Source organism: Calditrichota bacterium, assembly GCA_013112635.1.
Classification (GTDB): Bacteria; Calditrichota; Calditrichia; order Calditrichales; family J004; genus JABFGF01.
Map to the genome: position 1 here is coordinate 296,113 of JABFGF010000002.1, position 23,508 is coordinate 319,620.

At 37.9% G+C, this 23,508-nt stretch carries 18 protein-coding genes and 4 tRNA genes; 4 read left to right on the forward strand and 18 right to left on the reverse strand.

The features are described 5' to 3' along the window. Positions 1 to 52 precede the first annotated feature (52 nt). From rpoC to HND50_06545, 14 genes are all read right to left on the reverse strand, one after another. On the reverse strand, positions 53 to 4,288 hold the full coding sequence (rpoC, locus tag HND50_06480) for a DNA-directed RNA polymerase subunit beta' (GenBank protein NOG44860.1): 4,236 nt from the start codon (positions 4,286 to 4,288) through the stop codon (positions 53 to 55). A 41-nt stretch (positions 4,289 to 4,329) separates the two neighbouring features. After that, positions 4,330 to 8,070, reverse strand: a complete 3,741-nt coding sequence (rpoB, locus tag HND50_06485; GenBank protein NOG44861.1) for a DNA-directed RNA polymerase subunit beta — start codon at positions 8,068 to 8,070, stop codon at positions 4,330 to 4,332. Between the two features lie 188 nt (positions 8,071 to 8,258). Beyond that, complete coding sequence (gene rplL / locus HND50_06490; GenBank protein ID NOG44862.1) at positions 8,259 to 8,642, reverse strand: 50S ribosomal protein L7/L12; 384 nt, start codon at positions 8,640 to 8,642, stop codon at positions 8,259 to 8,261. Between the two features lie 33 nt (positions 8,643 to 8,675). Further along, the gene (rplJ, locus tag HND50_06495) at positions 8,676 to 9,191 is read right to left on the reverse strand and encodes a 50S ribosomal protein L10 (protein ID NOG44863.1); all 516 of its coding nucleotides are present in this window, start codon (positions 9,189 to 9,191) and stop codon (positions 8,676 to 8,678) included. A gap of 23 nt (positions 9,192 to 9,214) precedes the next feature. Next, entirely contained in the window at positions 9,215 to 9,916 is a 702-nt protein-coding gene (locus tag HND50_06500) for a 50S ribosomal protein L1 (GenBank protein ID NOG44864.1), read from the reverse strand. Between the two features lie 14 nt (positions 9,917 to 9,930). Continuing rightward, positions 9,931 to 10,353 carry a 50S ribosomal protein L11 gene (gene rplK / locus HND50_06505; protein ID NOG44865.1) on the reverse strand — a complete coding sequence of 141 codons (423 nt, stop codon included), beginning with the start codon at positions 10,351 to 10,353 and terminating at the stop codon, positions 9,931 to 9,933. 28 nt (positions 10,354 to 10,381) lie between these two features. After that, on the reverse strand, positions 10,382 to 10,927 hold the full coding sequence (nusG, locus tag HND50_06510; GenBank protein NOG44866.1) for a transcription termination/antitermination factor NusG: 546 nt from the start codon (positions 10,925 to 10,927) through the stop codon (positions 10,382 to 10,384). 17 nt (positions 10,928 to 10,944) lie between these two features. Continuing rightward, positions 10,945 to 11,127 carry a preprotein translocase subunit SecE gene (secE, locus tag HND50_06515; GenBank protein NOG44867.1) on the reverse strand — a complete coding sequence of 61 codons (183 nt, stop codon included), beginning with the start codon at positions 11,125 to 11,127 and terminating at the stop codon, positions 10,945 to 10,947. Positions 11,128 to 11,156: 29 nt separating this feature from the next. Then, a tRNA-Trp gene (locus tag HND50_06520) sits at positions 11,157 to 11,230 on the reverse strand. Between the two features lie 7 nt (positions 11,231 to 11,237). After that, positions 11,238 to 11,387 carry a 50S ribosomal protein L33 gene (rpmG, locus tag HND50_06525; protein NOG44868.1) on the reverse strand — a complete coding sequence of 50 codons (150 nt, stop codon included), beginning with the start codon at positions 11,385 to 11,387 and terminating at the stop codon, positions 11,238 to 11,240. 12 nt (positions 11,388 to 11,399) lie between these two features. Continuing rightward, entirely contained in the window at positions 11,400 to 12,590 is a 1,191-nt protein-coding gene (tuf, locus tag HND50_06530; GenBank protein NOG44869.1) for an elongation factor Tu, read from the reverse strand. Positions 12,591 to 12,653: 63 nt separating this feature from the next. Beyond that, positions 12,654 to 12,726 (reverse strand) — tRNA-Thr (locus tag HND50_06535). Positions 12,727 to 12,784: 58 nt separating this feature from the next. Next, positions 12,785 to 12,858, reverse strand: a tRNA-Gly gene (locus tag HND50_06540). Positions 12,859 to 12,915: 57 nt separating this feature from the next. Then, positions 12,916 to 12,988 (reverse strand) — tRNA-Thr (locus HND50_06545). A gap of 175 nt (positions 12,989 to 13,163) precedes the next feature. Between HND50_06545 and rpsT the strand changes: the two genes are divergently transcribed. After that, positions 13,164 to 13,418 (forward strand): 30S ribosomal protein S20, encoded by a 255-nt coding sequence (rpsT, locus tag HND50_06550; protein NOG44870.1) that lies wholly within the window; start codon positions 13,164 to 13,166, stop codon positions 13,416 to 13,418. A 66-nt stretch (positions 13,419 to 13,484) separates the two neighbouring features. Here rpsT and lon read toward each other — a convergent pair whose 3' ends face one another. The 4 genes from lon to tig all read right to left on the reverse strand — a co-directional run bounded on the left by lon (position 13,485) and on the right by tig (position 19,133). Then, entirely contained in the window at positions 13,485 to 15,806 is a 2,322-nt protein-coding gene (gene lon, locus HND50_06555; protein ID NOG44871.1) for an endopeptidase La, read from the reverse strand. Between the two features lie 79 nt (positions 15,807 to 15,885). Continuing rightward, on the reverse strand, positions 15,886 to 17,133 hold the full coding sequence (gene clpX / locus HND50_06560) for an ATP-dependent Clp protease ATP-binding subunit ClpX (GenBank protein ID NOG44872.1): 1,248 nt from the start codon (positions 17,131 to 17,133) through the stop codon (positions 15,886 to 15,888). After that, positions 17,134 to 17,742: an ATP-dependent Clp endopeptidase proteolytic subunit ClpP gene (gene clpP / locus HND50_06565; GenBank protein ID NOG44873.1), complete on the reverse strand. Its 609-nt coding sequence runs from the start codon at positions 17,740 to 17,742 to the stop codon at positions 17,134 to 17,136. A 131-nt stretch (positions 17,743 to 17,873) separates the two neighbouring features. Then, entirely contained in the window at positions 17,874 to 19,133 is a 1,260-nt protein-coding gene (gene tig, locus HND50_06570; protein NOG44874.1) for a trigger factor, read from the reverse strand. Positions 19,134 to 19,319: 186 nt separating this feature from the next. Here tig and HND50_06575 point away from each other — a divergent pair, with 186 nt between their 5' ends. From HND50_06575 to HND50_06585, 3 genes are read left to right on the forward strand one after another with little or no spacing between them, the layout of a single operon-like run. Then, positions 19,320 to 21,716 (forward strand): zinc-dependent metalloprotease, encoded by a 2,397-nt coding sequence (locus tag HND50_06575; GenBank protein ID NOG44875.1) that lies wholly within the window; start codon positions 19,320 to 19,322, stop codon positions 21,714 to 21,716. Between the two features lie 56 nt (positions 21,717 to 21,772). Beyond that, complete coding sequence (locus HND50_06580) at positions 21,773 to 23,230, forward strand: 2Fe-2S iron-sulfur cluster binding domain-containing protein (protein NOG44876.1); 1,458 nt, start codon at positions 21,773 to 21,775, stop codon at positions 23,228 to 23,230. 4 nt (positions 23,231 to 23,234) lie between these two features. Further along, on the forward strand, positions 23,235 to 23,507 hold the full coding sequence (locus HND50_06585; protein ID NOG44877.1) for a DUF4258 domain-containing protein: 273 nt from the start codon (positions 23,235 to 23,237) through the stop codon (positions 23,505 to 23,507). Position 23,508: the final 1 nt, after the last annotated feature.

Below are 23,508 nucleotides of genomic sequence, written 5' to 3' on the forward strand. Positions count from 1 at the left end.
AAAAGTTGCAGAATGGTAATATACGAAATAGTTTTACGTCATTCAACTGAATCTATTCACTTTTTTCAGTTTCTTCAATTACTGCTTCTTCAACCGGTTCTTCTGTTTCTTCTTCCTGTTCAACTTGCATGCGCATTTCATTGTAACGAGTCAATCCTGTACCCGCTGGAATTAAATGCCCCATGATAACATTTTCTTTTAGACCAACAAGAGCATCTTCCTTTCCTGCTGTAGCCGCATCGGTTAGTACTTGAGTTGTTTCCTGGAATGAGGCTGCAGAAATAAAACTCTTTGTTGTAAGCGCAGCTTGTGTAATTCCTAGTAACAAAGGATTAAAGCTTGCTTGTTTTGCTGGTCTGTATTTTACAATATTCTTTTTAGATTTTTTCAAATCTCTATTTATAGCATCAACTGTTTTTTTGTCAGATAACTGACCATCCCTGAAAAGCGAATCTCCAGCTTCTTCAATAACAATTTTACTTGCCATGCTAACATTTTCCACAAAAAAGTCTGATCGATGAGCCTGATCACCATCGAGGAATTTGGTATCTCCAGAATCCTTCACCCGTACTTTTTGCAACATCTGGCGAACAATTACACCAATATGTTTATCGTTTATTTTTACACCTTGCAAACGGTAAACTTCCTGAATTTCATTAACCAAATATTCCTGAACTTTACCAGGACCTTTGATACTCAAAATATCATCAGGTGAGATCGCACCATCTGTCAATCTTTCACCTGCTTCAACAAAGTCATTTTCATGAACTAAAATATGAGATCCGTGTGATGCTGAATATTTTTTGGATTCCATATCAGATTCAACTATTAACTCACGAACACCTCGTTTAATTGTACCAAACTTTACATAGCCATCAATTTCACTTACAACGGCTCTTTCTTTTGGCTGACGTGATTCGAATAGTTCGGCAACACGAGGAAGACCGCCTGTAATATCCCTTGATTTTCCAAATTCTCTTGGGATTTTAACAATTATGTCGCCCGCATCTACTTTTTTTCCGTCTTTTATCTGAAGTAAAGATTTTACAGGAATGATAAATTGACTGACCCTTTCATCATTTTTATCCTGAATATGAATTGAGGGGTTGAGATTTTTATTTTTTGATTCGATCACAACAAGGTTTTTACGTCCTGTTTGTTCATCCATTTCTTCACGGAAAGTATGATTCTTAACTAAATCTTTGTACTGCAATTTCCCTGCATTATCAGCAACAATAACAGACGAATATGGATCCCATTCGAAAAGAATATCACCAGCTTTGATTTTATCCTTATCCTTAACATTAATGGTTGCACCATAAGGGATATTGTAAACAGCTTCTGGCCTGTTATCAGAATCAAGTATTTCAACTTTACCATTTCTTCCGATTACAATCAGCTCACCAGCTTTGTTTTTCACTGTCTTAATATTTATTTCTTTAATAACACCTGTTGCCCTGGATTCAACATTTGATTCTGTCGCAATGTGCGCTGCTGTTCCACCAATATGGAAAGTACGCAATGTTAACTGAGTTCCCGGCTCACCAATACTTTGTGCAGCCATAACACCAACAGCTTCCCCAACTTCAACAAGGTCACCGGAAGCAAGGTTACGCCCATAACACATGGCACAAATTCCCTGACGTGTTTCGCATGTCAGCTCAGATCTTACGCGAATTGAATCAATACTGGTTGAATTAACTACTTCTTCAACACGTTCATCAATCATTTGATTTCTTTTGCAGATAACCTCGTCGGTTTCAGGATTAATAATATCCTGTGCTGAAACCCGTCCTAAAACACGTTCGGAGAGAGGTTCAATTATTTCTTCACCTTCTTTCAGGTCAGTTATATCTAAACCTAAAATTGTACCACAATCCCCTTCAGTAACAATTACATCCTGGGCTACGTCAACAAGACGTCTGGTCAAATAACCCGCATCAGCTGTTTTTAGTGCTGTATCTGCTAAACCTTTACGTGCACCGTGTGTAGAAATGAAATACTCAATAACTGAAAGCCCTTCAACAAAGTTTGCAGTAATCGGGTTTTCAATAATCTCACCGGTAGAACCAGTTAATGATTTCTGTGGTTTAGCCATCAAACCACGCATACCGGCCAACTGTCTTATCTGCTCCTTACTACCACGAGCTCCAGAATCAGACATCATATAAAGAGGATTAAACCCATGACGGTTTGTTTTTAATTTGGTAAACATCGTTTCAGCAACCATTGATGTTGTACGCGTCCAAACGTCAATTATTTTATTATAACGCTCACCATCTGTAATAAAACCTTGCTCATACTGAGCTGTAATTTCATCAACTTCTTCCTGGGATTCGTCAACAATCTCTACTTTTTCTTTTGGTATAACAATGTCAGAAAGCCCTACAGATGCTCCTGATTTCATAGCATAAGTAAAACCAAGGTTTTTAAGATTATCCAAAAACTCTGCAGTTACCTTGTTGCCACATTCACGATGTGTAGCAGCAATAATTTCTGATATAGTTTTTTTGGAAAGAATCTGGTTTAAAAATCCAATTTCGTCCGGTACAATTTGGTTAAAAATAACCCGGCCTGTTGTGGTTTCAACAATTTCATTCTTTATACGAATTTTAATTTTAGCATGAAGCGAAACTTTACCAGCATCATAAGCACAAATAACTTCATTCGAATCGGAAAAAATTAAATTTTCACCCTCAGCTCCAGGTAACATTTTTGTAAGATAATAACAGCCTAAAACAATATCCTGGCTGGGAACTGTAATTGGCTTTCCGTTTGATGGTGAAAGAATGTTATGGCTTGCCAACATTAACAATTTAGTTTCAACTTGCGCCTCATATGAGAGAGGAATGTGAACAGCCATCTGATCGCCATCAAAGTCAGCATTAAACGCTGCACATACCAAAGGATGGAGGCGAATAGCTTTACCTTCAATCAAAACCGGTTGAAAAGCCTGGATTCCTAATCTGTGCAAAGTAGGTGCCCTGTTCAATAATACAGGATGGTCTTCAATAATCTCTTCAAGAATATCCCATACTTCAGGTCCGCGGCGCTCTACTAATTTTTTCGCACTCTTTACAGTTTTAACATAGCGGCGTTCTACTAATTTACGAATGATAAATGGCTTAAATAATTCGATAGCCATATCTTTTGGCAAACCGCATTCATGTAAGTTTAATTCTGGTCCAACAACAATAACTGAACGACCGGAATAATCAACACGCTTACCAAGAAGGTTCTGACGGAAACGGCCTTGCTTTCCTTTTAACATATCTGAAAGGGATTTCAAAGGTCTGTCACCATCGGAACGCATTGCAGCAGATCTCTTAGAGTTATCAAAAAGAGAATCGACTGATTCCTGAAGCATGCGTTTTTCGTTTCTTAAAATTACTTCGGGTGCTTTTATCTCTAATAACTTTTTCAAACGGTTATTACGGATAATTACCCTACGGTAAAGATCATTCAAATCACTTGTTGCAAATCGGCCGCCTTCTAATGGAACAAGCGGACGCAATTCAGGTGGAATTACAGGAATAACATCAAGAACCATCCATTCAGGGCGGTTACGGTATTCTGTATTTTGCTCTTTTCTTCGGAATGCTTCTACAACTTTTAAACGTTTTAAAGCTTCAAGACGTTTATGTTCTGATGTTTCTGTTTTGACAGCAGTTCTTAATTGATGAGCACTATCTTCAACATCAATCATTTTTAATAGCTGATGGATACCTTCGCCGCCAATTTTAGCAATAAATTTATCCGGATCATCATCCATTAACTCGTCATTTGCATCACCATGAGCATCAATCTGGTTAAAGTATTCTTCTTCGTTTATAAGTTCTTTAAACTTAAGATCACTTTTTCCAGGATTTACTACAACATAACTTTCGTAGTAAATAATACGCTCTAATTCTTTAGGTGTAATATTTAATAAATAACCAATTTTTGACGGTAATGATCTGAAAAACCAAATATGTACAACCGGAACAGCAAGAGAAATGTGCCCCATCCGTTCACGACGTACAGATTTTTGTGTAACTTCAACTCCGCAACGGTCACAGATTATGCCTTTATAGCGGATACGTTTGTATTTTCCACAATGGCATTCCCAATCCTTAACCGGGCCAAATATTTTTTCACAAAAGAGGCCGTCTTTTTCAGGCTTAAAAGATCGGTAGTTAATTGTTTCCGGCTTTGTAACTTCACCAAATGATTGTTCTAAAATATCATTAGGGGATGCCAGACCAATAATAATCTTACCAAATTTGTTAGGGCTTCTTTTTATATGCAAAGTAATGCTCCTTAATACTTAATATTTTCGAAAGCAGTATCTCAGTCTAATCTAACTTTAAGACCAAGACCTTGTAATTCCCGTACCAATACGTTAAACGATTCAGGCGTACCTGGATCGGGTAAGTTCTCACCTTTTACAATTGCTTCGTATGTTTTGGAACGACCTGTTACATCATCACTTTTCACTGTCAAAATTTCTTGTAATGTGTATGCCGCTCCGTAGGCTTCTAATGCCCAAACTTCCATTTCACCGAATCTCTGACCACCAAACTGCGCTTTACCACCAAGAGGCTGTTGTGTAATTAGCGAGTATGGGCCAATTGAACGGGCATGGATTTTGTCATCAACCAGGTGGGATAACTTCAGGATATAAACCATCCCAACGGTCACTTCCTGATCAAAACGCTCTCCTGTCCGGCCATCGTATAAAAATGCTTTACCACTTTGAGGTAAACCAGCTGATTCCAGTTCACCAGCAATATCATCTTTTGAGGCACCGTCAAAAACAGGTGTAGCATATTTTTTGCCAAGCTTTGATCCAGCCCAGCCAAGTGTTGTTTCAAAAATCTGACCAAGGTTCATACGGGATGGTACGCCAAGTGGATTTAAAATTATATCTACCGGAGTTCCGTCATCAAGAAACGGCATGTCTTCCATTGGTACAACTTTAGAGACAACCCCTTTATTACCATGTCGTCCAGCCATCTTATCACCAACAGACAGCTTTCTTTTTTCGGCAATATATACCTTAGCCAACTGCACAATTCCCGGAGGCAATTCATCACCAACTTTAATTTTGTGCTTTTCACGTTTCAAATCATTTTCAATATCCAACATTACCTGACGGTAATCTGAATAAATCTGACGAACAAATGTGTTCTTAGGATCTTCTTCAAACCAGGTTGAATTAATATCAAGATTTTGAACATCAATATTTGTAAAAGTACCTTCTTCAATTTTTGTTTTTGCTTTAATAGCAACTTTGCCGTCAACCAGCTTTATGGCATTGCATGTCATACCCGCAAAGTGTTCCGAAAGTGTGTCAGCCAATTTTTGAACAACTTTTTTGCGGCTTATTTCTGCTTCAAGCTCAAGTTTTTCAATGTGGGCACTGTCATCTTTTTTAGATGAGACATCTTTTCTTTTACGTGAGAATAAGCGTGTTCCAACTACAACACCTTTCATTCCCGGAGGAGCTTTAAGTGATGCATCTTTAACATCGCCTGCTTTAGAACCAAAAATTGCTTTTAACAATTTTTCTTCCGGGGTCGGATCGGTTTCACCTTTTGGTGTCACTTTTCCAATAACTATATCTCCGGCATGAACCTCAGCACCAACACGGATAATCCCATTTTCATCAAGGTCTTTTGTGGCTTCTTCGCTTACATTTGGAATTTCGCGTGTAAGCTCTTCTTCACCGCGTTTTGTATCTCTCACCTGAAGTTCAAATTCTTCCACATGAACCGAAGTATAAACATCATCACGAACAATACGATCACTCATGATAATAGCATCTTCAAAGTTATAACCCATCCAAGGCATAAAAGCTACAAGAATGTTTCGTCCTAGAGCAAGTTCGCCGTTGTCGGTTGCACAACCATCAGCCAGGATATCGCCTTTTTTAACTTTTTGGCCAACTTTAATTAAAGGACGCTGATTTATACAAGTATCCTGATTTGTTCTTTGGAATTTCATCAGATCATAAGTAATCTCTGTGATGTCCGGCATCAAACGTTCTTTACCAGCTTCAGCTCTTATGGCCTTATTAAGCTTAAGTACAATTTTTGATGAATCTACATAAACTATTTCACCATCTTCACTGGCAATAATCATTGTTCCGGAATCAATTGCCACACGGCTTTCAACACCGGTACCCACAATTGGAGAATCAGGAATTAATAATGGAACTGCCTGACGCTGCATATTTGATCCCATCAAAGCACGGTTCGCATCATCGTGTTCAAGAAATGGAATCAATGAAGCTGCGGGGGATACAATCTGATTTGTTGCAACATCCATATAATCTAGGTTATCAGGAGCTACTACAGGAAATTCACCTTTAATACGGGCTTTAACCTTATCACGTTTAAAACGACCCTTTTCATCAACGGGTGCATTAACCTGTGCGATTGTGTAATCATCTTCTTCTGTAGCAGACAGAAAATTGATTTCTTTTGAAACAACACCTTTTTTTACCATGCGGTAAGGCGTTTCAATAAAACCAAAATTGTTGATTTTTGCATGTACACAAAGAGAAGATATCAAACCAATATTTGGACCTTCAGGTGTTTCAATCGGGCACAACCGGCCATAATGTGTATAGTGAACATCACGCACCTCAAAACCAGCGCGTTCTCGTGTCAATCCTCCAGGCCCTAAGGCTGATAGGCGTCTTTTATGTGTCAATTCTGACAATGGATTCGTTTGATCCATAAACTGTGACAGCTGCGATGTACCAAAAAATGTATTAATTACAGATGAAATTGTACGTGCATTAACAAGGTCCTGTGGTGTTAATTTATCAGGATCTCCAATATTCATACGTTCTTTAATTGTACGTGCCATGCGGGAAAGACCAAGACTGAACTGTGCCGCGAGCTGTTCGCCCACTGTACGCACACGCCGGTTACCCAAATGGTCAATATCATCTGTCGATTTTGTACCCATGCGCAATTCAAGTAAATACTTAATAATTGCAATTATATCTTCACGGGTCAATACAGTTGTATCATAAGGTGTTTCAAGATGCAGCTTTTTATTTATTCTATAACGGCCAACAGCACCCATATCATATCGTTTTTCATTAAAGAACATTCTTTCAATCAATGCTCTTGCCGTTGCAATATCAGGTGGTTCTCCAGAACGCAGTTGACGATAAATTGCTTCAATTGATTCTTCATCAGTTGAAGTACTGTCTTTTCTTAATGTGTTAAGGATAACATTTGGAGCATTCGCATCACCGGGTCTAACAATTTTTACTTTTTTTACACCAAGTTCTAAACATTGGTTAAATAGTTCTTCTGTAATGTCTTTGCCCTGTTCCGCAACAACTTCGCCGGTTTTAGTATCCACAATATCTGTAGCCAGCATTTGCCCAATCAACGTAGGCATAGTATCCAAACTAATTTTCACTTCATCCTGAATTCCAAAAACTTCAATGATGTCTTCATTTTGTGAAAATCCAATAGCTCTTAAAAGCATTGTTACAGGGAATTTTTTCTTTCTGTCGATATAAACAAACATTACATCGTTTACATCTGTAGTAAATTCTACCCATGATCCACGGAAAGGAATAATCCTGGCAGAAAATAACGGGGTTCCATTTGGGTGAACGGTTTCAGAGAAAAACACACCAGGGGATCTGTGCAACTGTGTTACAACAACCCGCTCCGCACCGTTAATAATAAAAGTACCACGATCAGTCATATAAGGCATGTTGCCTAAATAGACATCTTGTTCAATAAATTCTGTAAAGTTATCTGTTTCACCGGTGGAGTCTTTAATAGCCAGGCGCATTTTAGCCTTAATTGGAAGAGCATAACTAACACCTCTTTCCTGGACTTCACGCACACTGTATTTTGGTTTATCTAAATAGTATTCAACAAACTGTAATTCAAAATTACCAGAACTATCAGAAATTGGAAATATATTATTAAATACTGATTGTAAACCTTCGTTTTTTCTTTCGTCTGCCTGTACATTAACCTGCATGAAAGATTCGTATGGCGCTGTTTGAATCTCCAATAAATTTGGATAATCCATCGCCGGCGCGATACGCATAAAAGTTTGTCTTTTAAAAGAGTTCTTCTTTTTCAAAGAATGCCTCTGAGTTTGATTTTACAAAGTTGTTTTTGATAATTACTTAAAACAAACATAGCAGGGCTTCCCTTTAAGGAGAAAAACCCTGCAAGTTGAATTAATAATGCCCAATGATCGAATCACCAACACTATTTTAATTTGAAGTGAAACTATTTTACTTCTACTGTAGCGCCAACTTCTTCAAGTTGTTTTTGAATGTCTTCAGCTTCAGCTTTAGCAACCGCTTCTTTTACAGCTTTAGGTGCTCCGTCTACAAGTTCCTTAGCTTCTTTTAAACCAAGACCTGTAATCGCACGAACAACTTTAATCACCTGGATCTTCTTTTCACCAGCAGCTTGTAGTACTACATCAAATTCTGTTTGCTCTTCAGCAGCTTCGCCACCAGCAGCAGCAACAGGACCAGCAGCAACGGCAACCGGTGCAGCAGCAGTAACTCCAAATTTGTCTTCAATTTCTTTAATTAAGTCAGAAATTTCTAACATTGTAGCGCCTTCTAAATATGAGAGAACGTCTGTTTTAGATATCCCAGCCATTTTTGTATTCCTCCAATGAAATATGTTTAATTTTTATTCTTTAGTGTCTTTTAATGCATTCAATACGCCAACAAGGTTTTGCATAGGTGCTTTAATTGTTGCAGCAAACTTCGTCATTGGTGATTGAAGCATTCCAACCAATTTCCCAAGGAGTGCATCCCTGGAAGGTAGTTTTGATATATTTTTAGCTTCATCTGCTGAAAGTACTTTACCTTCAAACAAAACAGCTTTTATTTTTAGGACTTCATCTTTCTTGTTAAAATCTTCAAAGATCTTTGCTGGAACAACAGGATCATCATATCCGATAACATAAGTATTTGCACCGGTAAGATATTCGTTAAGCCCATCAACACCCGCAGCATTCAGAGCACGTTTAGCCAACCTGTTTTTCAAAACTTTATATTCAACGTTTTGCTCTCTGAATTTATTACGGACGTTTGTAACAGTCTCTACGTCGATTCCTTCATACTCAGCAATATATACACATTTAGCGTCTTTAAATTTGTCTGTGTACTTTTCAACTATTGCAATTTTTTCTGATGTTTGCATTTTTATTCCGTTCTGTTAAAACATTATATTGAATAACTTGAAGAGTTTGTATCTAAAAAGATACCTGGCCCCATAGTACTTGAAATTGAAATTGACTTTAAATATATACCTTTGGCTGAAGCCGGTTTCAATTTTACAACCGTGTTTATAAAAGCCTTCACGTTGTCAACAATTTTATTTTCTTCAAAAGATATTTTGCCTAAGCCCGTGTGGATAATCCCGGTTTTTTCAACACGGAAATCAATTTTCCCTGCTTTGATTTCACTAACGGCATTTGCAACTTGTGGCGTAACTGTACCACTCTTCGGATTAGGCATCAAACCACGTGTTCCCAGAACCTTACCTAGTCGCCCAACCATGCTCATTACATCCGGAGATGCAACGACTACATCAAACTCAAGCCAGCCACCGTTTATCTTTTCAATATATTCATCCAGACCTGCGTAATCTGCTCCGGCATCCAGGGCTTCTTTAACTTTGTCGCCTTTGGCTAAAACAAGAACGCGAACCGTTTTGCCTGTTCCGTGTGGCAGAGAAACTGTTCCCCGTACCATCTGGTCAGCATGACGCGGATCCACACCAAGTCTCATAGCAATTTCAACAGTCTCATCAAACTTTGCTTTAGAAACTTGTTTTAGAATTTTTACAGCATCTTCTATTTCGTAGAGCTTTGTTCTATCTATTTTAGAGAATGCTTCTTTATAACGTTTACTTCGTTTCATTATCACCTCTTAAACCATTATTCCACGACAATTCCCATACTACGGGCCGTCCCTTCAACCATTCTCATGGCCGAATCAATATTTGCTGCGTTTAAATCAGGCATTTTGATTTCAGCAATTTTTTTCACCTGATCTTTTGTTACTGTTCCAACCTTTAGTGTATTTGGTTCACCTGAGCCTTTTTCAAGACCGGCTTCCTTTATTAATAGCACTGCAGCTGGAGGGGTTTTCGTAATAAACGAAAAAGATCTGTCTGCATAAACTGTGATCTCGACTGGAATAACAAGCCCTGCCTGATCCTGGGTTTTAGCATTATATGCTTTGCAAAACTCCATAATATTCACACCATGCTGACCCAATGCTGGCCCAACGGGTGGAGCGGGCTTAGCCTGACCGGCAGCCAACTGGAGTTTTATCTTACCTATTTCTTTTTTTGCCATTTGAATTAAACCTCAATCTCGTTCTAAGCTATTTTTCTAGCTCGATTTGCAGAAAGTCAAGTTCAACAGGTGTCTGCCTGCCGAAAATGCTTATATTTACTTTTACTTTATTTTTCTCTTCATTTATTTCTTCAACATATCCGGTAAAATCGTTAAACGGGCCATCAACTACACGGATAGAGTCCCCAACAACAAACGGGACATCAACCTTCCCTTTAACTTCTTTTTCATGACTTTTTTCAATCTTGCCAAGAATGTTATCAACTTCCGATTGCCGTAAAGGAACCGGTTCATTTTTGGGACCCACAAAATTGATAACACCAGGAGAATTAACAACCACATGTTGTGTCTGACTATCAAGAAGCATCTCCACAACCATGTATCCAGGAAAAAAAACTTTATTTTTTACTCGTTTTTTGCCATCCTTCATTTCAATGATATTCTCAGAAGGAATAATCACATTACCTATCTTTTCTTCAATCCCGGCAAGTTTTATTTCATGTTCAATATGAGCCTTTACCTTTGCTTCTTTCCCGGAATAAATACGAAGCGCGTACCATTTTTTTTCTGACATCCTGCAACCTCGTCCTTTTAGTAAAGGTATTCTACAAGTTTAGAGATGATCAAATCTGCAAAAAATATATAAATTGCAAATAATGCACTTACCACAACAACAATAACCGAGGAGTTCATTAGCTCATCCCTTGATGGCCAGGAAACTTTCGACATCTCCTTTTGAACATTCTCTATGAACATCTGTATTTTTTTGATCATTTTTCTATGCTTCTCCAGCAAAACAAAAGCAGGCCTGGAGGGACTCGAACCCCCAACCCCCGGTTTTGGAGACCGGTGCTCTAGCCAATTGAGCTACAAGCCTAGCTTATTTATTTTGTTTCCCTATGAATTGTGTGCTTGTTACAGCGTTTGCAAAATTTCTTTTGCCCTAGTCTTTCAGAATGAGTTTTTTTGTTCTTACTTGTTTTATAATTGCGAGCTTTACACTCTTCGCATTCAAGAACAATATTTATCCTCATCACACACTTCTTTTACTCAATTATTTCAGATACAACGCCGGCACCTACTGTGCGGCCGCCTTCACGAATCGCAAAACGCAATTCTTTTTCCATCGCTATTTCTTTGCCAAGCTCTATCTCAACACTAATATTATCACCAGGCATTACCATCTCTACGCCATCAGGTAACTTAATTGAACCTGTCACATCTGTTGTTCGGAAATAAAACTGTGGACGGTATCCATCAAAAAACGGTGTATGACGACCACCTTCTTCTTTTTTCAATACATACATCTCACCTTTAAACTTGGTGTGCGGGGTAATTGAACCGGTCTTAGCTAAAACCATTCCACGCTCAATCTCTTCCTTATCAACACCACGAAGCAATAAGCCAACGTTATCACCGGCTTCACCACGATCAAGTAATTTACGGAACATCTCTACACCCGTAACAACTACTTTACGGTTAACACCAAGGCCAATCATTTCAACTTCATCACCAACATTAATAACACCACGCTCAATACGACCGGTACCTACAGTTCCGCGGCCCGTGATTGAGAAAACATCTTCAACGGGCATAATAAAAGGCTTGTCAACATCGCGGTCCGGTGTCGGGATATAATCATCTACCGCTGCCATAAGGTCAACGATTGATTTTGTCGCTTCTTCATCATTCGGGGCATTCAACGCATTTAAAGCGCTACCCATAACAACGGGAAGATCGTCACCAGGAAATTCATAAGAAGAAAGAAGCTCTCTTAGCTCAAGCTCTACAAGCTCAAGAAGCTCAGGATCATCAACCTGATCAACTTTGTTCATATAAACTACGATATAAGGTACGTTTACCTGGCGTGCCAATAAAACGTGTTCGCGTGTCTGAGGCATTGGGCCGTCAGCTGCGCTTACTACTAAAATTGCACCATCCATCTGTGCAGCACCTGTGATCATGTTTTTTACATAATCCGCGTGACCCGGACAATCTACGTGGGCATAGTGCCTGTTTTCTGTTGTGTATTCTACGTGTGCGGTTGCGATGGTAATACCACGCTCGCGCTCTTCAGGAGCATTGTCAATACTGTCAAAACTACGCTCTTCGGACAAACCTCTTTTGGCCAAAACCAATGTGATGGCGGCTGTCAAAGTTGTTTTACCATGATCTACGTGACCAATTGTTCCGATATTTACGTGCGGCTTGCTCCGATCAAATTTCTCTTTAGCCATTTTTAAACTCCTTCAAAAAAAATGAACGTCTTAATTATTATTGCAACCACTCTACAATCTCTGAGCCCACGACCAGGATTGAACTGGTGACCTCATCCTTACCAAGGATGTGCTCTACCGACTGAGCTACGTGGGCTTACACCCTTGTAAAAAATGTATTTAAATTTTTGATTAACTAAAGTGAGGTTATGCAGAGCGGGAGACCGGACTCGAACCGGCGACCAACAGCTTGGAAGGCTGTGACTCTAGCCAACTGAGTTACTCCCGCTAAAAAATTCTGCGGTGCAAGCATAACCAATAAAGCAAATCACCAAAAAAATATGTGAGCTGGTGATGGGACTCGAACCCGCAACCTGCTGATTACAAATCAGCTGCTCTACCAATTGAGCTACACCAGCTTTTCTATTTTAATAGAGTTGTGTAATTTAAGGAACATTTAAGAAATGTCAACACCAAAGTGAAATTTTTTTAAAGAAATTTTTCGAAGTATTTTGAAGACATATTTGACAATGCATTTATAGTAGCTTAAATTTGACGACTTTTTAATTTTATCGAACAGGAGAGTTTTATTAAATGGCACACCATAAGTCTACTATCAAAAGAATCAGGACTAACGAAACATCCCGCCAATATAACAAGAGATATAAAACTGAACTTAAATCTGCATTAAAAGATGCATTTGCCGCAGAAACAAAAGATGATGGTTCACAAAAAATTTCTAAGGCTTTTAAATTGCTGGATAAACTGGTTCAAAAGAATATTCTTCATAAAAACAACGCATCCAATCAAAAATCGCGTTTAAGCAAATTTGTAAACGGTTTAGCTTAGTTTTTATCTTAATTATTGGCTGTTCAAAATGAGCAGCCTTTTTTTTATTACTTACTTGTCAACTCTTTAAAATACCGTTTTAAAAATCTCATCATAATTTCTTACAAAGATTAATTCAATCCCGGTATAAAGATCTTTTTCTATCTCAGCCATATCTTTTCTGTTATCTTCTGGCAGAATAACCTTTTTTATTCCAACCCGCTTTGCCGCTAACAGTTTTTCATTTAGGCCGCCAATTTCCAAAACTTTTCCACGCAAAGTAATTTCACCCGTCATTGCCAGGTTTTTTGGAAATGACTTATTTGTTAAAGCTGATAAGATTGCTGTTGTTAAAGTAATTCCTGCGGATGGACCTTCCTTAGGAATTGCCCCTTCGGGAAGATGAATATGGATTTCATATTTTGAATAAAAATCCGGATCAATTTTATATTTTTTTGCCCTAGAACGTAAATAAGTAATCGCTATTTGTGCTGATTCCTGCATGACATCGCCAAGATTTCCGGTTAAGGTGATTTTTTCTTTTCCTGGCAAAAGGTTAACTTCTATTGGAAGTACATCACCCCCATAAGAGGTCCATGCCAGTCCAAGTGCAACGCCTTTTTCCCCATGACTAATTATTGGATTTAATGTATAATATGGCTCACCAAGATATTTGGATAAATCCTTTTTTGTGACTTGCACGGATTTCTTTTGATTATTTTTTGACAGCTCAACAACAACTTTTCTGCAAATCTTGTTAATTTCCCGTTCAAGGTTTCTAACCCCTGCTTCCGCCGTATATCCGGAAATAATTTTTTGCAAGGCCGGCTCACTTATCTTTAATTCATTTGGAACTAATCCATGATTTTTCAAAGCCTTTTTAAAGATATAATTTTGAGCAATCTGTCTTTTTTCCTGATCATGATAGCCGGGCAATTCAATAACTTCCAACCGGTCATACAACGCATATGGAATATCCGATCTTGAATTTGCCGTTAGTACAAATAATACTTTGGATAAATCATACTCAACTTCAAGATAATGATCGATGAAATGGCTGTTTTGTTCCGGATCTAAAACCTCAAGTAAAGCAGATGCAGGATCTCCTCTAAAATCCGATCCCAGTTTATCAATTTCATCCAGCAGAAAAACGGGATTTGTAGTTGCGACTCGTTTCATTGCCTGGATTATTTTACCGGGCATAGCGCCAATATAAGTGCGCCGATGTCCCCTTATTTCTGCTTCATCACTAATGCCACCAAGAGAAATTCGGACATATTCGCGGTTTATTGCCCGGGCAATTGATTTTCCAAGTGATGTTTTACCAACTCCCGGAGGTCCCATCAAGCACAAAATGCTACCTTTGATTTGCTTTACCCTTTTCAAAGTTGCAATGTATTCAACAATCCGCTCTTTTGGTTTTTTTAATCCAAAATGATCCTGGTCTAATATTTTCTGGACTTTTGAAATATTATATTCGTCTTTTGTCTCTTTAAACCACGGCACATCAGTCATCCATTCCAAATATGTTCGGACGACTCCTGATTCCGGAGACATTGCCGGAATCCGTTCAAAACGTTTATATTCTTCCATGGCTTTTGCCTCAGCCATTTTGGGAAGTTTAGCCTTCTCAATTCTTTCAATTAATTCTTTGGATTCATTATTGTAAGGGTCGTCTTCACCCAGCTCATCCCGAATTACTTTTAGCTGTTCCTGCAAATAATAATTTCTTTGTGATTTAACCATTTGATCACGAACCTGATCATCAAGGTTTGACTTGATAGCAAGAATACTGTTTTCCTTTTTTAATAATTTCAGCAAAGTACTTACACGATCGTTAACCGCCAATTTCTGCAAAATACCCTGTTTTTCCTCAATACTTATATCCAGATGGGTGGATATAAAATCTGTAATTTTTGACATTTCGGAAAGCTGATTAAAAGAAAATAATATCTCCTCAGGAATATCATTGCTCAGCTTAATATACTCCTTGAACAGTGCTACTAATTGCCGTTTTTTTGCTTCATCTTCATCTTTATTTTCATAAACGGGCTCAAGAATATTTAACGTAGCTTTCATTAAAGTGTCTTTGCCCATGTAGCGTTTTACCTTTCCGCTGGCAACGCCTTCAACCAGAATTTTCACCAAACCGTTTGGAAGCCTAACAAGCTGAAGTATCCTGCCAATTACACCAAACCTGAAAAGATCAGCCGGTCCTACATCTTCTTTTAACGCATCTTTTTGAGCAACTAAAAAAAGAAGTTTTTCATTTTCCATAGCTGCATCAATAGCTTCCAGAGAAGTCTTTCGGCCAATTATAAGCGGTACAACCATGCTGGGAAAAACCACAAGGTCTTTTAATGGAAGGACACGATAACTTGGAAGGGAGATATTGTTTTCTGTTTTCATTTAATAATCTTATTTGAGATGAAAAAAGGCTGCCCAAAAATAAATTTCAAGCAGCCTTTATAAAGTCGGTTTTATTTTATTATGCGCTTTGTTCAGCGTTTCCAAACTGGTAAAGCGGTTCTGCTTTTCTTACTATAACATCTTTTGTTATCGTAACAGATTTAAGATTTGGAATAGTCGGAATGTTATACATTATATCAAGCATGTGTTCTTCAAGAATGGATCTTAAAGAACGTGCTCCTGTTTTTGTTTTTATAGCCAGCTGAACTATTTCCTGCAATGCACCTTCTTCAAAGTCAAGCTCTACATTCTCTAGCCCAACAAGTTTTTTATATTGTTTGATCAATGCATTTTTGGGTTCTGTTAAAACTTTGTACATTGCCTCTTCGTCCAGCTCACCCAATGCACTTAGTACGGGTAATCGTCCAACCATTTCAGGGATTAATCCGTACTGGATCAAATCCTCAGTTTGTACCTGGCCGTATAATTCACTTTTTGTGAATTTATGACCGGAGACCACATCCTGCTCAAAGCCAATATTTTTCTCGCCAACCCTGCGCCGGATTACATCTTCTAAACCTTCAAATGCTCCGCCGCAAATAAACAAAATATTTGATGTGTCTATATTAATCAGATTTTGTTCGGGATGCTTTCTTCCGCCTTTTGGAGGAATACTGGAAACCGTTCCTTCAAGAATTTTTAAAATGGCCTGTTGCACACCTTCACCTGAAACATCGCGCGTAATAGAAGGATTGCCACTTTTGCGGGTAATTTTGTCAATTTCATCGAGATAAATTATTCCACGCTGGGTTTGCTCCAGGTTATAATTAGATGCCTGGTATAAACGAACTAAAATATTTTCAACATCTTCGCCAACATAACCGGCTTCTGTCAAAACTGTTGCATCAGCAATTGTAAAAGGAACATTTAAAATTCGGGCAAGTGTTTGGGCAAGAAGAGTCTTCCCGGTTCCCGTTGGTCCAATCATTAAAATATTGCTTTTTTCAATTTCAACTTCATCGTCCGATTTTTTCTGATTAGTGCGTTTATAATGGTTGTAAACTGCCACTGATAAAACGCGTTTTGCCCTTTCCTGGCCAATTACATATTTATCCAGTTCTTCTTTTATTTCTACCGGAGGAATTAGTGCAAACTCAAAAGGAGATTTTGCATCTTTGCGGTGTTTTTCAATTATGTCCATCGCACTAAAGACACAATCATTGCAAATATGCACCTCAGGACCAGAAATTAAACTTTCAACTTCTTCTGCTGAACGTCCACAAAAGGAACATTTGTAAACTGGCAATTTTACGTTTTTACGACTCATTTATTTGTCTTTCCCGGATCCTGGTTTTTCACGATGTTCTAAAACTTTGTCCACAATTCCATATTCCAACGCTTCAGTAGCTGACATAAAATAATTACGGTCCGTGTCTTCACCAATTTGCTTCAGAGACTTTCCAGTAGCGTTTGCTAGAATATCGTTTAATATTGTTCTGATTCTTAAAATTTCGTTGGCTGCTATTTCAATATCTGAAGCCTGGCCTTCAGCTCCACCTAATGGCTGGTGGATCATAACACGTGCATTTGGAAGTGCAAATCTTTTTCCTTTTGTACCCGCTGCCAACAATACCGCACCCATACTTGCTGCCTGCCCCATGCAGGTTGTAACAACGTCCGGCTTAATATAATTCATAGTATCAAAGATACCAAGCCCGGAAGAAACCACACCACCAGGTGAATTGATGTAAATATATATATCTTTTTCAGGGTCTTCTGCTTCAAGAAACAATAACTGGGCAATTACAAGACTTGCAATATTATCATCAATAGGCGTTCCTAAAAAGATAATACGCTCTTTCAAGAGACGTGAATAAATATCATATGCGCGTTCACCGCGACCTGTTTGCTCTACAACCATTGGTACTAAAGACATATTTTTCCTTTCCGCATCAATTTTAAATCTTAAAATAACTTTTAACGCAGAGCTCGCAGAGTCCGGCAAAGATTAAGTGATACTAAAACTAAGTCTTCTTTGCGTTCTTGGCGTTCTTCGCGGTGGTTTTTTTAATCCAGCTTAACTTCGTTTTCTTTTATCTTAGAATTTTCTACAAGAAAATCATGTACTTTACGATCTTTTATTGAGTGTTTTACTTCGTTCAAGGCCGCTTCATTTTCTTTATAGATTTTACGGATTTCTTCATTCTCGATCTTTTCTAAGAATTCTTCAACATCTTTGTCCTCAACGGTAATATTTTCGTCTTTTCCAACCTGTTCTTTTATATAATGCCATTTCATGTTGGCCAAAGAATCCGTCCGGTAATACTCTCTTAATGAATTTTCATCCGCTTTTGGGTCCCGCTGTTTTACATCTTTAATTACATTGTCCAAATAATTCTCAACAAGGACGTCCGGTACATCAAAAGAGTTTTCTTCTATCAATTTTTGAGAAAGTTCCTGACTGAAACGGTTTTCTGCTTCTTTTTCATAATCATGCTGTATACTTTTACTCACCTGTTCACGGAAATCTTCAACATTTTTTGCATTCGGATTTACTTTTTTTACAAACTCGTCATTAACCTCAGGCAATGTCTCTGTTTCAATTTTCTTAACAGTAATTTCATAGTTTTCTTTTTTGCCTGCCATTTCTTTTTGGGCATAATCTTTAGGATATTCTTTTGAAATCTTTGTCGGTTTATCCTTTTCCAGGCCTATGATTTGTTTTTCAAGTTCAGGATCAAATCGTCCTTCACCAATTGAAATCGTGATATCATTGTATTTTTTGCCCTTTAGCGGCGCGCCGGATTGATCTAATTCCTGCATGTCAATAACAACAATCTGACCATCTTTAACCTTGCCTTTTGCTTCAGTTTTTGTTGCATGCTGTTTACGCAAGCGATTGATATTTTCTTCGACAAATGAATCTTCAATCACATATTTATCTTTAATGAACTCAAAGCCTTTATAATTTTTTAGCTCTACATCAGGATATGTGTCAACTTCAATCGTCATTGTCAAATCGCCATCATCATTGAAATCTACTTTCTTTGCATCGGGCATTCCAACAATGTGAATTTCGTTTTCTGTGACGGCTTTTTCCAGGGCATCCTGAACAGCGCTTTCCATTGTATAAGCTTCTATGTGTTGCCCATAACTTTTTTTAATCATCGCCAATGGGGCTTTCCCTTTTCTAAATCCGGGAAATTGAACACTTTTTCTAACTTTTAGAATTTCCTTCTCACGGATTGGTTCAATATCCGCTTTTGCCATTACAATATTTAATTCTTTGCGGCAATTAGATATTTTTTTAATTTCTGTTGTTACCATGTTGGTTGTGATTCCTCCACAAATTTCAATAAAAGTGAACTTTTAATTTAGCCAGATCATTTCCTAAAAGCAAAAAAACAATAAACCAGATTTTGGGGATTAAGAGTAGGAACTTTGCAGGAATAACAGCAATATATTTTTGACTTATATAATTAAAGATAAAAACATTTCTTAACAGGAGAAAATATGCCGCTATCAAACACATTTAAGATATTTTTCATTTTAGTTCTTCCTTCCCTGATTCTCTCAAAAGAGTCTATTTCTGAAAAAACAAAAGAAATGGTGAAATACAGCGGCTTTTATGATTTTTACTGGGATAATAACTCTGGAAATATTTATCTGGAAATTGAAAACCTTGAACAGGAATTTTTGCTTGTGAATTCTTTAAGCCAGGGTTTGGGTTCAAACGATATTGGCCTGGATCGTGGGAAGTTGAATAAAGAATATGTTGTGTATTTTCAACGTTCAGGACCCAAAATTTTACTTATCGAGCCAAATTATTATTATCGGGCTATTAGTAACGATCAAAGTGAGAGGCGCGCAGTAAAAGAATCTTTTGCCAAATCAACCTTATGGGGTTTCGAAATTGAGGCCGAATCCGATAATAAAATTCTAATAAATATTACGCCTTTTCTTCTGAGTGATGCACAAAATATTTCTCGTACTATCAAAAATCGGCAACAAGGAAGTTTTGCAATAAACAGTAGCCGCTCTGCCATAAATTTGCAAAGAACAAAAAGCTTTCCTCGAAACAGCGAGTTTGACGCATTATTGACTTTTACAGGAAAAGATCCCGGTAACTACATTAGAAGTGTAACACCTACTTCAGGATCAATTACACTTTTTCAGCACTTTTCAATGATTGAATTACCAGATGAAAATTTTCAGATGCGGGCAAATGATCCTCGATCAGGGTTTTTTGGAATTTCTTTTCATGATTATGCCACACCTATTCAGGAGCCGCTTCTCAAGCAATTTATTTCACGGCATCGCCTGCAAAAAAAATTCCCTGGCCAAAACCCAAGTCCTCCCGTTGAACCAATCGTTTATTATGTAGACAATGGTGCGCCGGAACCTATTCGTTCTGCATTGATTGAAGGAGCGTCATGGTGGAACCAGGCTTTTGAAACTGCCGGTTTTAAAGATGCATTCCGTGTCGAAGTTTTACCGGATAGTGCGGATCCGATGGATGTGCGGTACAATGTAATTCAATGGGTTCATCGTTCAACCCGCGGCTGGTCTTACGGCGGCGGAGTTATTGACCCACGGACCGGTGAAATTATAAAAGGCCATGTTTCTCTTGGCTCACTGCGTGTCCGGCAGGATTTTTTAATTGCTGTTGGTCTTCTTGCCCCCTACAAAGATGGCACAACAGTACCACCGGAAATGGAGGAAATGGCCCTGGCAAGATTGCGGCAACTTTCTGCACATGAAGTTGGCCACACACTTGGATTGATGCATAATTTTGCAGCCAGCTCAAATAATCGTGCTTCCGTAATGGATTATCCGCATCCCTTAATAAAAATAAACAACAAGGCCAGTTTAGATTTGAGTGATGCCTATGCAACAGGTATTGGTTCCTGGGATAAAGTAGCCATTTCATATGGTTATTCAGAATTCAAATCGAAACAAGAAGAAACATCCGGTTTAAAAAAGATAATTAATGATTATGTAGCGGATGGCCACAAGTTTATTTCTGATTCCGATGCAAGGCCAAGAGGTGGTGCGCATCCGTTTGCTCACCTTTGGGAAAATGGCACAAATCCGGCAGATGAATTAATCCATATTTTAAAAGTACGTGAAATCGCTCTGAATAATTTTTCAGAAAATGTTATCCGCACCGGCCAGCCATACGCCGATATTGAAAATGCCTTAGTTCCAATTTATTTAATGCACCGCTATGCTGTTGAAGCTGCTTCAAAACTTATAAGTGGAGTTGATTATTCCTATGCTGTTCGAGGTGATAACCAGATTATTACAAGTCCAGTCGATCAAAAAATTCAAGAAAAAGCTTTTAAAACAATCCTAAAAACTTTGTCCCCAGATCAACTCATTCTGAAAAAATCCTTATTAAATATTTTACCACCACATCCACCGGGGTTTAGCCGGACCCGGGAAAGTTTTGGCTCACGAACAGGTGTAACATTTGATCCATTGAGCGGTGCGGAGAGTGCTATAAATATTTCATTGGGCCAGCTTTTTCATCATGAGCGGATTGCACGGCTTTTACAACAAAACCCAAATAATAAGTTTGTGGATAAATTGTATGATGGCTTTTATGAAGCCGTTTTTGAAAAGAGTTTTGACAATCCTACAAAACAGCAAATTCAGGAATTGCAACAAGCCTTAACTATTGATCAACTTTTTAGTTTAATTAAAAATGATCGTTCTGCAGAATATGTAAAAAGCTGGGCATTTAATAAACTTGAAGAATGGCAAGACGAAGCGAATGATTTTATAAGATTCAAAATTAAAAAGTTCTTAAAAAATCCAGGTGAATTTAAACTTTCTAAGCCAGGAAAAACACCACCGGGTTCTCCAATAGGCAATAATAACGCTTTCGATTTTAATTGTGGATTCTAATAAAAATCTGAAATTTATTTTCGCACAAATATTAAAAATGTAGTATAATTATTTCCATGATTTCATTTATTCTTAACAACGATCTTATTGAAACAAACATGCCGACCGGAACAGTTCTGCTGGACTTTATCCGCGACCGGCAAAATTTAAAAGGGACAAAAGAAGGTTGCCGCGAGGGTGATTGCGGTGCCTGTTTAATTTTATTCGGCCAATTGAAAAAAAGTGTGCTTGAGTATAAACCTATCAATTCTTGTTTGCTTCCTTTAGGTGATGTGCATGGTTGTCATATAGTAACAATAGAAGGAATTGACACTGGCAATCCAAATCCACTACAACAGGCATTTGTTGATGAGGGTGCCACTCAATGTGGTTATTGTACTCCCGGATTTATTATGGCGGAAATGGCTTTTCTTTTATGCAGCAAGGATTTTGATCCACAAAAAGCAATCGCCGCTATGGATGGAAATATTTGCCGCTGTACAGGATACCAATCCATAAAAAGGGCAGTGGAAAAAATCAGCACAGAACTATCTGAAAACAAGGGGATTCTTCGCTTTGCTCAGAATGACAGACATAGAACTTCGGTAAGCTCAGTCACCTCAGAATTTCAAAATGACAGGATTAAGCCTCTAATTCAAGAAGGTTATTTGCCTGATTATTTTGCTGACATGTCAGATCGTCTTTCAAAAATAAAACCGGTACCGATTCTCAAAGAGGAAAATATTTTCGTTGCCGGTGGAACAGATTTGTTTGTTCAGAAAGAACCACAAATATCTGATAAAAATCTTGGGTTAATTTTAAACACATCTCGCTTAAAAGGCATTGAAGAAAAAAAAGGAAATATTTATCTTGGCGCCTCCTCAACTGTAACAGAAATTTCTGAATCCAAGATTATCAGAAAATATTTTCCAAAAATCGAATCCTTTTTAAAATTGCATTCTTCCGCCCCAATTCGAAACCGTGCGACTCTCGGTGGTAACATCGTAAACGCTTCACCAATTGGAGATATGACTCTTTTTCTTTTGGGATTGGATGCAACTCTTGTCTTGGATCTAAATGGGCAAACCCGGGAAATCGCTATAAAATCTTTTTATAAGGATTACAAAAAGTTTGATCTTAAAAATGACGAACTTATAAAATCTGTTTATTTTAAAACGCCTTCGAAAAATGGCCATTTTAATTTTGAGAAAGTTTCTCGACGCACTTATCTGGATATTGCAAGTGTAACAAGTGCTGCTTTGGTTGAAGTTGAAGACAATTTAATTTCAGATATTCACATTTCAGCAGGTGGTGTTGCGCCCTATCCTTTTTATCTTTCTGAAACGCGCAGTTATTTAATCGGTAAAACCCTTTCAGTTGAAAACATCAAAAATGCAATCAAAATTACAATGAATGAAATTGCCCCAATCAGTGATATGAGGGGAAGTGCAGAGTACAAAAGTTTATTGCTCGGGCAACTGATTTTAGCGCATTTTGCTGTTCTTTTTCCCACAAAGTTAATTCTAACAAACTGATATTATGAACTATATTTTCACAAGCCATGCAATCCAAAGAATGTTTGAGCGAGAAATTAAAGAGAGTGATGTTATTGCTGTTATTAACAGTGGAGAAATAATTCAGGAATATATAGGCGATAAGCCTTTTCCAAGTAAACTCGTATTGGGATTTATAAAAAAACGTGCAATCCATGTATTATTTGCTTTGAACAAATCTGAAAATCAATGTATAATAATAACAGTTTATGAACCATCTCCTACAATATGGAGACAGGATTTTAAAGAAAGAGGTTAAA

Excerpts from the sequence above, each read along its gene's own strand:
- rpoB (NOG44861.1), bottom strand. The coding sequence starts at position 8,070 with ATGCGTATCGCGCCGGCGATGGATTATCCAAATTTATTGGAGATTCAA.
- rplL (NOG44862.1), bottom strand. The coding sequence starts at position 8,642 with ATGGCTGGGATATCTAAAACAGACGTTCTCTCATATTTAGAAGGCGCT.
- rplJ (NOG44863.1), bottom strand. The coding sequence starts at position 9,191 with ATGCAAACATCAGAAAAAATTGCAATAGTTGAAAAGTACACAGACAAA.
- rplK (NOG44865.1), bottom strand. The coding sequence starts at position 10,353 with ATGGCAAAAAAAGAAATAGGTAAGATAAAACTCCAGTTGGCTGCCGGT.
- nusG (NOG44866.1), bottom strand. The coding sequence starts at position 10,927 with ATGTCAGAAAAAAAATGGTACGCGCTTCGTATTTATTCCGGGAAAGAA.
- secE (NOG44867.1), bottom strand. The coding sequence starts at position 11,127 with ATGATCAAAAAAATACAGATGTTCATAGAGAATGTTCAAAAGGAGATG.
- rpmG (NOG44868.1), bottom strand. The coding sequence starts at position 11,387 with ATGAGGATAAATATTGTTCTTGAATGCGAAGAGTGTAAAGCTCGCAAT.
- tuf (NOG44869.1), bottom strand. The coding sequence starts at position 12,590 with ATGGCTAAAGAGAAATTTGATCGGAGCAAGCCGCACGTAAATATCGGA.
- rpsT (NOG44870.1), top strand. The coding sequence starts at position 13,164 with ATGGCACACCATAAGTCTACTATCAAAAGAATCAGGACTAACGAAACA.
- lon (NOG44871.1), bottom strand. The coding sequence starts at position 15,806 with ATGAAAACAGAAAACAATATCTCCCTTCCAAGTTATCGTGTCCTTCCA.
- clpX (NOG44872.1), bottom strand. The coding sequence starts at position 17,133 with ATGAGTCGTAAAAACGTAAAATTGCCAGTTTACAAATGTTCCTTTTGT.
- clpP (NOG44873.1), bottom strand. The coding sequence starts at position 17,742 with ATGTCTTTAGTACCAATGGTTGTAGAGCAAACAGGTCGCGGTGAACGC.
- tig (NOG44874.1), bottom strand. The coding sequence starts at position 19,133 with ATGGTAACAACAGAAATTAAAAAAATATCTAATTGCCGCAAAGAATTA.
- HND50_06575 (NOG44875.1), top strand. The coding sequence starts at position 19,320 with ATGCCGCTATCAAACACATTTAAGATATTTTTCATTTTAGTTCTTCCT.
- HND50_06580 (NOG44876.1), top strand. The coding sequence starts at position 21,773 with ATGATTTCATTTATTCTTAACAACGATCTTATTGAAACAAACATGCCG.
- HND50_06585 (NOG44877.1), top strand. The coding sequence starts at position 23,235 with ATGAACTATATTTTCACAAGCCATGCAATCCAAAGAATGTTTGAGCGA.